Origin of the sequence: Sphingopyxis soli, assembly GCF_018682675.1 — a bacterium.
In the GTDB taxonomy this organism is placed as follows: Bacteria; Pseudomonadota; Alphaproteobacteria; order Sphingomonadales; family Sphingomonadaceae; genus Sphingopyxis; species Sphingopyxis soli.
In genome coordinates this window covers 20,551-30,757 of record NZ_JAFMTR010000074.1, presented here as the reverse complement: position 1 = coordinate 30,757, position 10,207 = coordinate 20,551, and the positions used below count along the sequence as shown (strand labels likewise).

Below are 10,207 nucleotides of genomic sequence, written 5' to 3'. Positions count from 1 at the left end.
CGACGCCAAACCCTTCGTCGACGGGATCAACTGGGCCACCGGCTACGATATGGCGACCGGCCGACCGATCGAGAACCCCGAGGCGCGCTTCTACAGGACCGGCAAACCCTTCATCGCAATCCCGGGGGCGCTCGGCGCGCACAACTGGCATCCGATGAGCTACAACCCGAAAACGGGTCTCGTTTACATCCCCGCGCAGCAGATTCCGCAAGGCTATCTCGCCGACATGGACGAACTCGACCGGCGCAAGGTGCTGGGTTTCAACGTCGGCACCTCGCTCAACAAGACCTTGCTCCCCGACGACAAGGCGGCGTTCAAGGCGGCCATCGCGGCAACCACCGGCCGCCTCGTCGCTTTCGACCCGCGGACGGGCAAGGTCGCGTGGGGAGTCGATTATCCCGCCGCGTGGAACGGCGGCACGATGACGACCGCGGGCAACCTCGTCTTCCAGGGCACCAGCACCGGGCGCTTCCGCGCCTATGCCGCCGACACCGGCAAGCAGTTGCTCGACCTCGACATGCAATCGGGGATCGTCAGCGCGCCCTCGACCTTCCGCGTCGGCGGGGTGCAATATGTCGCCTTCCAGACCGGCAAGGGCGGCGCCTTCCCGCTCGTTGCCGGAGTTGCGGGCGGGGTGACGCGCAAGGTGCCCAACCTGCCGCGGCTCGTCGTGCTCAAGATCGGCGGCACGGGCAAGCTCCCCGCTCCGCCCGCCACCACGACGCTCGCATGGAACCCGCCCGCGCCGATCGGCACCCCGGCACAGGTCGCTGCCGGCAAGGCGCACTTCGGGCGCTATTGCATCGTCTGTCACGGCGACAGCGCGATCGGCAACGGGTTCACCCCCGACCTGCGCGTCTCGGGCGCGCTCGCCAATGCCGAGGCGTGGAAGGGGGTGATCCTCGATGGCGCGCTCAAGGATCGCGGCATGGTCAGCTTCGCCAAGGTACTCACTCCGGCCGATGTCGAAGCGATTCGCGCCTATGTCATCGAACGGTCGAACTGGACCAAGGCCAACCTGCCCGACACCGCGGCTCCGATGGGGCGCTGACGACGCCTTTGCCTATTTTTTGATCACAAATATCGCGCCGTTGCACACACCGTGGGCAACGGCGCAATTTCTTGTCCGAATTCTTACCGAAAGCTTGCGATTCGCCAATTGGCACGGCTTTTGATTGGTGCAAGATGACGGGGCCTCAGCGACTCTAGGGTGCGAACCGGATGGGGAGCGAACCGGACCAGGCGGGCCCTGATCCGGCTTTGGCTGCAGGCACGAGAGACAGACCCAGTGGGGGACAAGACGCGTGAAGAAGATTGAGGCGATCATCAAGCCGTTCAAGCTCGACGAAGTGAAGGAAGCGCTGCACGAAGTCGGCGTCAGCGGTATCACCGTGACCGAGGCGAAGGGCTTCGGCCGCCAGAAGGGCCACACCGAACTCTATCGCGGCGCCGAATATGTCGTCGACTTCCTGCCGAAGGTGAAGCTGGAAGTTATCGTCGAGGACGGGCTCGCCGAGCGCGTTGTCGAAGCGATCGCCGCGGCCGCCCAGACCGGTCGCATCGGCGACGGCAAGATTTTCGTGATTCCGGTCGAAACCGCCCTCCGCATCCGCACCGGCGAACGCAACGAGGACGCGCTTTAAGCCCGTCCCGCTCCCCGATCCTGTTCAACAAGACCCGGCGAAGCCGGTCATCATCGCAAGAAGGAAGTTCAGACCATGGCGACCAAGCCCAAGGAAATCATCGCGCGGATCAAGGACAACGATATCGAGTGGGTCGACCTGCGCTTCACCGACCCGAAAGGCAAGTGGCAGCACCTCACCATGTGCGCCGGGGTGATCGACGAGGACGCGCTCGAAGACGGCCTGATGTTCGACGGGTCTTCGATCGAAGGCTGGAAGGCGATCAACGAAAGCGACATGATTCTGAAGCCCGATCTCGACGCCGTCTATGACGATCCCTTCTCGGCGACGCCGATGCTGGTGATGTTCTGCGACATCGTCGAACCGTCGACCGGTGAAGGCTATTCCCGCGACCCGCGCACCACGGCCAAACGGGCCGAGGCCTATGTCGCCTCGACCGGCATCGGCGACACCGTCTATGTCGGCCCCGAAGCCGAATTCTTCATGTTCGACGACGTCCGCTTCGAAACCGGCTATAACAAGTCGGGCTTCGAGATCGACGATATCGAACTGCCGACCAACACCGGCCGCGCTTACGAAGGCGGCAACCTCGGTCACCGTCCGCGCGCCAAGGGCGGCTATTTTCCCGTCGCCCCGGTCGACAGCGCCGTCGACATCCGCGCCGAGATGGTTTCGACGATGCTCGAAATGGGCCTGCCTTGCGACAAGCATCACCATGAAGTCGCCGCGGCGCAGCACGAGCTTGGCCTGACCTTCGGCAAGCTGACCGAAACCGCCGACCGTATGCAGATCTACAAATATGTCGTGCATCAGGTCGCCAACGCCTACGGCAAGACCGCGACCTTCATGCCGAAGCCGATCCGTCAGGACAATGGCTCGGGGATGCACACGCACATCTCGATCTGGGAAAAGGGCAAGCCGCTCTTCGCGGGCAACGGCTACGCCGGCCTTTCGGACATGTGCCTCTATTTCATCGGCGGCGTCATCAAGCACGCCAAGGCGCTCAACGCTTTCACCAACCCGACGACGAACAGCTACAAGCGGCTCGTCCCGGGCTTCGAGGCTCCGGTGCTGCTCGCCTACTCGTCGCGCAATCGTTCGGCGTCGTGCCGCATCCCCTATGGTGCGGGCGCCAAGGCGAAGCGCGTCGAATTCCGTTTCCCCGACGCGATGGCGAACCCCTATCTCTGCTATTCGGCGCTGCTGATGGCGGGCCTCGACGGCATCCAGAACAAGATCCACCCCGGCGACGCGATGGACAAGAACCTCTATGACCTGCCGCCGGAAGAGCTGGCCGAAGTCCCGACCGTCTGCGGGTCGCTTCGCGAAGCGCTCGACAGCCTCGCTGCCGACTATGAATTCCTGCTGAAGGGCGACGTGTTCACCAAGGACCAGATCGACGCCTATATCGAGCTCAAATGGCCCGAAGTTTACAACTTCGAACAGACCCCGAGCCCGGTCGAGTTCGACATGTACTACAGCGCCTGATCGGCAGCGATCAGCGACGCGAAGGGGGCGTCCGGTCTGGGGGGACCGGGCGCCCCTTTACTTTGGACGGGGCAGTTCGGGGGCGGGCTCCCATGCCCCTTGGAGGAACTCGCGCCCCCAACGACCCGCGCCTTGACGGCCGAACTTGCTGGACGATTTCGAAGAGGTAAAGGAACCCGCTTAACGCCGCGCGTCTTTGCCGGTTGCGACGCCCGCCCGCCGATGGCAGATTGGCGGACGGGGGCGGATCGCAAGGGGCATTGATATGCGAACGCGCCTGTTTTTCATTACCGCACCCCTCCTTCTCGCCTCCTCCTGCGGCGGCGGAAGCGGTGGTGGCAGCACCCCGCCCCCGGCCAACAACGCGCCGCCCAGCTTCACGTCGGCGCAAACCGCCAGCGTTACCGAAAACACGACGGCCGCCTATCAGGCCGCCGCGAGCGATCCCGACGGCAATCCGCTGACCTTCACGATCGACGGCGGCGCCGACGCCGCGCTCTTTTCGATCACCCCGGCGGGGGCGCTGCGCTTCAACGCCGCGCCCGATTACGACCTTCCTGGCGACGCCAATGGCGACAATATCTATGCGGTGACGCTCCGCGTCAGCGACGGCGGCGCCAGCGCCACCCAGCCCGTGAACATCACGGTGACCAACAGCCGCGAGGGCATCGCGGTGGTGCGCGTCGGCACCGGCTTCAGCCAGCCGCTCTATGTCGCGCCGATTCCCGCCAGCACCAATGTCTATGTCGTCGAGAAGGGCGGCGACGTCTATCGCTTCGACCCCGTGAACGGCAGCCGCACGCGCGTGCTCGACATCACCGACATTTCGACGAGCGGCGAGCGCGGGCTGCTCGGGCTCGCCGCCTATCCCGACCATGCGACGTCGCAGCGGCTGCTCGCGGTCGCGACCGCCGCCGACGGCACGGTGCAGGTTCGCCGCTACACGCTCGGGCAGCCGAACAGCTCGACCGTCTATGACACGGTGCTGAGCGTGCCGCACCCCGGCGCCGACAACCACAACGGCGGCTGGATCGGCTTCGGTCCCGACGGTCTCGTCTATGTCGGAATCGGCGACGGCGGTGGCGGCGGCGACCCTAGCAACAATGCCCAGAACACCAACGTCCGCCTCGGCAAGATATTGCGCTTCACCGTCGGCGCGAACGGCAGCAGCTATGCGCCCGCCCCCGGCAACCCCTTCCTGGCGGGCGGCGGCGACCCCTATGTTTACGCCTATGGCCTGCGCAATCCGTTCCGCGCCTCGTTCCATGGTTCGACGCTCGTCATCGGCGATGTCGGGCAGGGGGCGGTCGAGGAGGTCGATCTGCTGACCACAACGCAGCCCGGCGCCAATTTCGGCTGGCGCTTCAAGGAAGGAACCCAGACCTTTTCGGGTACGCCGCCCGGCGGCCTCATCGACCCCGTTGTCGAATATGGCCACGGCAGCGGCCCGCAGCAGGGCAATTCGATCACCGGCGGCTATGTCTATCGCGGACCCGTGACCTCGCTGCAGGGTCAATATGTCTTCGCCGACTTCGTCTCGGGGAATATCTGGTCGATCCCCTTCTCCAGCTTCGTGGCGGGTCAGACGCTTCCTTCATCGCGCCTCGCGCGGCGCAACGAGGATTTCGCACCCGACGCCGGAACGCTCGGTTCGATCGCCTCGTTCGGCGAGGACAGCGCGGGCAATCTGTTCATCGTCAGCATCGGCGGCGACATCTTCATGGTGCGTCCCGGCTGACCGCTTGCGGCGGGGCGCCGTACCCGCCACAAGGGGACGTCCAGAGGAGCCCCCAATGAAATCATTGCCTTTTGCCGTTCTCGTTGCCGTGCAGCTGGCCCTGGCGCCCGCTGCGCAGGCGAAGCTCAGCCCGGCGGAAGCAATGATGGCGAAGACCGTTGAGGCCGAGAAGGACCGCAGCCTCGCCTTGCTCGAAAAGCTCGTGAACCAGAACAGCGGATCGCAGAATCTGGAAGGCGTCGAAAAGGTCGGGGCGATGATGCGCGCCGAGCTCGAGCCGCTCGGTTTCAAGGTCGAATGGAAACCGATGCGCGACACCGGCCGCGCAGGCCACCTGATCGCGACGCACGTCGGCAAACCGGGGACCAAGCGCCTGCTGCTGATCGCGCATCTCGACACGGTGTTCGAGCCCGACTCGCCGTTCCAGACATTCACCCGCAAGGGCGATATGGGCGAAGGCCCGGGCGCAGGGGACGACAAAGGCGGCATGGTCGTCGTCGTCGCGGCGCTGCGCGCGATGCAGGCGGCGGGAACGCTGAAAGACGCCAACATCGAATTCCACATGACCGGCGACGAAGAGGATTCAGGCACGCCGATCGAAAGGGCGCGCGCCGACCTGATCGCCGCGGGCAAGCGCGCCGACGTCGCGCTCGATTTCGAAGGGCTCGTCCGCGACGGCCCGGGAAAATCGGGGGGCGCCGACATGGGATCGGTCGCGCGGCGATCGTCGGATAGCTGGACCGTGACGACAACCGGCAAGGCAAGCCACAGCTCAGGCATCTTCAGCGCCGCGGCAGGCGACGGCGCGATCTATGAACTGACGCGCATCCTCTATCGCTTCCGTACCGAACTGCCCGAGCCGAACCTGACCTTCAACGTCGGGCTGATCGCCGGCGGACAGCAGGCCGATCTCGACGCGGGCGGCATCCGCGCCACGGTCAGCGGCAAGACGAACATCATCGCCGGAACCGCGGTCGCGCGCGGCGATCTCCGCGCGCTGTCGCCCGAACAGATCGATCGCGTGAAAGCGAAAATGACTGCGATCGTCGCCGACCATGCCCCCGGCACCGATGCGACGATCAGTTTCGACCCCGGCGGCTACCCGCCGATGGCGCCGACCGAGGGCAACAAGGCGCTGCTCGCAAAGCTCAACGGGGTGAACCGCGACCTCGGCCTCGCCGAAATGGCGCCGCTCGATCCGCTGAAGCGCGGCGCAGGCGACATCAGCTTCGTCGCCGCCGACGTCGACGGACTCGCGGGGCTCGGCCCGTACAGCACCGGCGATCATGCGCCCGGCGAGGCGGTCGATATCCCGAGCATTGCGCGCCAGGCCACCCGCGCTGCCATCCTGATGTCACGCCTTTCTGCTGAAAAGCGCTGAACGGCCGCAATTGGCAGTTGGCCTTTTCTTGATTCATCCGCCACAGTGATTAGGTAGCAATCCGAGACGGATTCACCGCGATTGGGAGAATGACGATGAGCGACACCGAAACCCACCTGAAACAGCACTATATCGGCGGCCGCTGGGTCGATTCGAAGGGCGGCAAGCTCCACGACGTCATCAATCCCGCGACCGAGGAAGCGGCCTCGACCGTTGTGCTCGGTACTGCCGCCGACGTCGACGACGCGGTGGCCGCGGCGAAGGAGGCTTTCAAGACCTTCTCGCAGACCACGCGCGAGGAACGCCTCGATCTGCTGAACCGCATCGTCGAGGAATATAAGAAGCGCGTCCCCGATCTCGCCAAATCGATGGCGTCGGAAATGGGCGCCCCGGTCAGCTTCGCGAGCACCGCGCAGGTCGGCGCGGGCATCGGCGGCTTCCTCGGCACGATCGCCGCACTCAAGGATTTCAGCTTCACCGAAAAATATGCCGCGGGCATCATCGCCTACGAGCCGATCGGCGTCGTCGGCATGATCACGCCTTGGAACTGGCCGCTCAACCAGATCGCGCTCAAGGTCGCACCGGCGCTCGCCGCGGGCAACACGATGGTCCTGAAGCCGTCCGAAGAATGCCCTGGCAACGCGGTGATCTTCGCCGAGATCCTCGACGCGGCGGGCGTCCCCGCGGGCGTCTTCAACCTTGTCCAGGGTGACGGGCCGACCGTCGGCAACGCGATCAGCGCGCATCCGGGCATCGAGATGGTCAGCTTTACGGGCTCGACCCGCGCCGGCATCCTCGTCGCCAAGGCGGCAGCCGACACGGTCAAGCGCGTCCATCAGGAACTCGGCGGCAAGTCGCCGAACATCGTCCTGCCCGACGCCGACTTCGCCGCCGTGCTGCCCCCGACGGTGCAGGGCGTGCTCGTCAACACCGGCCAGAGCTGCATCGCGCCGACGCGCATCCTGGTCCAGAAGGAGCGCCAGGCCGAGGCGGTGGGCGTCATCAAGGCGATGTTCGACGGGACGCAGGTCGGCGACCCGATGACCGAGGGCGGCCATATCGGCCCCGTCGTCAACAAGGCGCAGTTCGACAAGATCCAGGGTCTGATCCAGTCGGCGATCGACGAGGGCGCGACGCTGGAGACCGGCGGCACCGGCCTGCCCTCGAACGTCAACCGCGGCTATTACATCAAGCCAACGGTCTTTTCGGGTGTCACGCCCGACATGCGCATCGCGAAGGAAGAGGTGTTCGGCCCGGTCGCGACGATCATGGCCTATGACACGCTCGACGAAGCGGTCGAGATCGCCAACGACACCGAATATGGCCTGTCGGCGGTCGTCTCGGGCGACCCCGCCAAGGCGGCGGAAGTCGCGCCGAAGCTCCGCGCCGGCATGGTCGCTGTCAACGCCTGGGGTCCCGGCCCGGGCGCGGCGTTCGGCGGCTACAAGGCGTCGGGCAACGGCCGCGAGGGCGGCGTGTTCGGGCTCAAGGATTTCATGGAAGTGAAGTCGATCAGCGGCATTCCGGCGTAACATAAAGATCCTCCCTGTGGCCGAAGGCCATGGGGAGGGGGACCGCCGCGAAGCGGTGGTGGAGGGGCGGCAACGATAGTGTCATCAGCCCCTCCGTCAGCGCTGTGCGCTGCCACCTCCCCATCGCTTCGCGACAGGGAGGATCGAAAGCCCCTTCACCTCGGGAGGGGTTTTTCTTTGTGCGAGGGAGGGCTAAGCGCATCCCCATGACCACCCGTTCCCCCCTCGCCCCCGACTCTTTTCCCGCCCTCCCCGACATCGCCGGGGTGACGCGCCGCGTGGCGCGCGCGCAGTACAAGAATTGGGACCGCTGCGACCTGACCTATGTGGAGCTCGCGCCGGGCACGACCGTCGCCGGCGTCTTCACGCGCAATATCTGCTGCTCGTCCGAAGTCGAACTCGGCCGCGAACAGGTCAAGGGCGGCAAAGGCCGCGCGCTGATCGTCAACGCGGGCAACAGCAACGCCTTCACCGGTTATCGCGGCCGCGAGGCGGTCGAGCAGATCATGGTGCAGGTCGCAGGCCACCTCGGCTGCGAGCCGAGCGAAGTCTTCGTCAGTTCGACCGGCGTGATCGGCGTGCCGCTGCCCAAGGACAAGGCGCGCGCCGGGGTCGACGCCGCGCTCACCGCACAGCCCTGCTCGTGGGAAGCTGCCGCCGAAACGATCTGCACCACCGACACCTTCGCGAAGGGTTCGGCGGCGAGCGCGGTCGTCGGCGACCGGACGGTCCATGTTGCAGGCATCGTCAAGGGATCGGGAATGATCGCACCCGACATGGCGACGATGCTCGGCTATATCTTCACCGACGCAGCCGTCGCGCCCGCGCTGCTGCAGGACATGCTGAGCGAGGCCACGAGCGGCAGCTTCAACAGCATCACCGTCGACAGCGACACCTCGACCAGCGACACGGTGCTGCTCTTCGCGACGGGGCAGGCGGGCAACGCCACGCTGGAGACCCGTGACGATCCGGGCGCCGACGCGCTGTACGCCGCGATCCGCGAGGTCGCGCTCGATCTCGCGCATCAGGTCGTGCGCGACGGCGAAGGCGCGTCGAAGTTCATCGAAGTGCAGGTGACCGGCGCGACCAGCGACGGCAGCGCCAAACGGATCGCGCTCGCCATCGCCAACTCGCCGCTGGTGAAAACCGCGATCGCGGGCGAGGATGCCAATTGGGGCCGCGTCGTCATGGCTGTGGGCAAGGCCGGCGAACCCGCCGACCGCGACCGGCTTGCGATCCGCTTCGGCGATCACTGGGTCGCCAAGGATGGCCTGCCCGTCGACGTCTATGACGAGACGCCTGTCGCGGCGCATCTCAAAGGCCATGACATCCGCATCGGCGCCGACCTCGGCCTCGGCGAAGGCCGCGCGACCGTCTGGACCTGCGACCTGACCCACGGCTACATCAGCATCAACGCCGATTACCGGAGCTGACGGGGATGCTCACCATCTGGGGACGCCTCAATTCGCACAATGTGAAGAAGGTCGCGTGGTTCGCGGTCGAACTCGGCCTGCCCTTCGAGCGCCACGATGTCGGCGGTCAGTTCGGGATGGATGCCGCCTATCTCGCGAAGAACCCCAACGCGCTGATCCCGACGATCGACGACGACGGCGTCACGCTGTGGGAGTCGAACGCGATCCTCCGCTACCTTGCCGCGAGGCACGGCGGGACACGCTTCTGGCCGGCCGATCCTGCTGCTCGCGCCGTCGGTGATAAATGGATGGACTGGCAGACCGGCTATGCCGACGCGCAGCGCGATGCCTTCCTCAATCTCGTCCGGCGAGCGCCCGAAACGCGCAACGCGGCAGCGATCGCGGCGTCGGCGGCGGCCTCGGCGAAGCAGATGGCGATCCTCGACGAAGCGCTGTCGCGCACGCCCTGGCTGTCAGGCTCCGCGTTCGGAATCGGCGACATTCCGATGGGCGTTTATGTATATACTTATTATTCGCTCGCGATCGAACGGCCGTCGCTGCCCCATGTCGAGGACTGGTACGCGCGGCTGAAAATGCGTCCGGGCTATGCCGAACAGGTCATGATTCCGCTGACCTGAAACAAGGAACCCCGGCTTCAGCCGGGGCCCGATGTTCGATCAAAGGGCGCCTTCGAGCCAGCCCTTGAGCGCGCTCTTGGGTGCAGCGCCAACTTTGGTGTCGGCGATCTCGCCATTCTTGAACAGGATCATCGTCGGAATGCCGCGCACGCCATATTTGGCGGGGGCGTCGGGATGATCGTCGATATTGAGCTTGGCGATGACGACCTTGCCTTCCAGCTCGTCCGAAATCTCCTCGAGCGACGGGCCGATCATCTTGCACGGACCGCACCATTCGGCCCAGAAATCGACCAGCACGGGCGTATCGCTGTCGAGAACATCGCTCTGGAAGCTGGCGTCGGTAATGGCCTTGGTACCCATAGTCTGAACTCCTGA

At 65.6% G+C, this 10,207-nt stretch carries 9 protein-coding genes; 8 read left to right on the top strand and 1 reads right to left on the bottom strand.

Going from position 1 to position 10,207, the window contains the following annotated elements; genetic code table 11:
- From J1N50_RS12110 to J1N50_RS12075, 8 genes are all read left to right on the top strand, one after another.
- Positions 1-1,051, top strand: a 1,051-nt coding sequence (locus tag J1N50_RS12110) for a c-type cytochrome (RefSeq protein ID WP_215353766.1), incomplete at its 5' end; no start/stop codon positions are given.
- Positions 1,052-1,304: 253 nt separating this feature from the next.
- The gene (locus J1N50_RS12105) at positions 1,305-1,643 is read left to right on the top strand and encodes a P-II family nitrogen regulator (protein ID WP_058816207.1); all 339 of its coding nucleotides are present in this window, start codon (positions 1,305-1,307) and stop codon (positions 1,641-1,643) included.
- 75 nt (positions 1,644-1,718) lie between these two features.
- Positions 1,719-3,131 carry a type I glutamate--ammonia ligase gene (gene glnA, locus J1N50_RS12100; protein ID WP_204991810.1) on the top strand — a complete coding sequence of 471 codons (1,413 nt, stop codon included), beginning with the start codon at positions 1,719-1,721 and terminating at the stop codon, positions 3,129-3,131.
- A gap of 265 nt (positions 3,132-3,396) precedes the next feature.
- On the top strand, positions 3,397-4,869 hold the full coding sequence (locus J1N50_RS12095) for a PQQ-dependent sugar dehydrogenase (RefSeq protein ID WP_215353764.1): 1,473 nt from the start codon (positions 3,397-3,399) through the stop codon (positions 4,867-4,869).
- A 55-nt stretch (positions 4,870-4,924) separates the two neighbouring features.
- Positions 4,925-6,250 (top strand): M20/M25/M40 family metallo-hydrolase, encoded by a 1,326-nt coding sequence (locus J1N50_RS12090; protein WP_215353762.1) that lies wholly within the window; start codon positions 4,925-4,927, stop codon positions 6,248-6,250.
- 95 nt (positions 6,251-6,345) lie between these two features.
- Entirely contained in the window at positions 6,346-7,782 is a 1,437-nt protein-coding gene (locus J1N50_RS12085) for an aldehyde dehydrogenase family protein (RefSeq protein ID WP_215353760.1), read from the top strand.
- A 206-nt stretch (positions 7,783-7,988) separates the two neighbouring features.
- Complete coding sequence (gene argJ / locus J1N50_RS12080) at positions 7,989-9,215, top strand: bifunctional glutamate N-acetyltransferase/amino-acid acetyltransferase ArgJ (protein WP_215353758.1); 1,227 nt, start codon at positions 7,989-7,991, stop codon at positions 9,213-9,215.
- A gap of 5 nt (positions 9,216-9,220) precedes the next feature.
- Positions 9,221-9,832 (top strand): glutathione S-transferase family protein, encoded by a 612-nt coding sequence (locus J1N50_RS12075; protein WP_215353755.1) that lies wholly within the window; start codon positions 9,221-9,223, stop codon positions 9,830-9,832.
- Between the two features lie 39 nt (positions 9,833-9,871).
- Here the strand turns inward: J1N50_RS12075 and trxA are convergent, their stop codons facing one another.
- A complete protein-coding gene (gene trxA, locus J1N50_RS12070) occupies positions 9,872-10,192 on the bottom strand; it encodes a thioredoxin TrxA (protein WP_215353753.1) in 321 nt (106 codons plus the stop codon).
- Between the last annotated feature and the right edge of the window lie 15 nt (positions 10,193-10,207).

Coding starts and splice junctions, on each gene's coding strand:
- argJ (WP_215353758.1), top strand. CDS start 7,989: ATGACCACCCGTTCCCCCCTCGCCCCCGACTCTTTTCCCGCCCTCCCC.
- J1N50_RS12085 (WP_215353760.1), top strand. CDS start 6,346: ATGAGCGACACCGAAACCCACCTGAAACAGCACTATATCGGCGGCCGC.
- J1N50_RS12095 (WP_215353764.1), top strand. CDS start 3,397: ATGCGAACGCGCCTGTTTTTCATTACCGCACCCCTCCTTCTCGCCTCC.
- J1N50_RS12090 (WP_215353762.1), top strand. CDS start 4,925: ATGAAATCATTGCCTTTTGCCGTTCTCGTTGCCGTGCAGCTGGCCCTG.
- J1N50_RS12075 (WP_215353755.1), top strand. CDS start 9,221: ATGCTCACCATCTGGGGACGCCTCAATTCGCACAATGTGAAGAAGGTC.
- trxA (WP_215353753.1), bottom strand. CDS start 10,192: ATGGGTACCAAGGCCATTACCGACGCCAGCTTCCAGAGCGATGTTCTC.
- glnA (WP_204991810.1), top strand. CDS start 1,719: ATGGCGACCAAGCCCAAGGAAATCATCGCGCGGATCAAGGACAACGAT.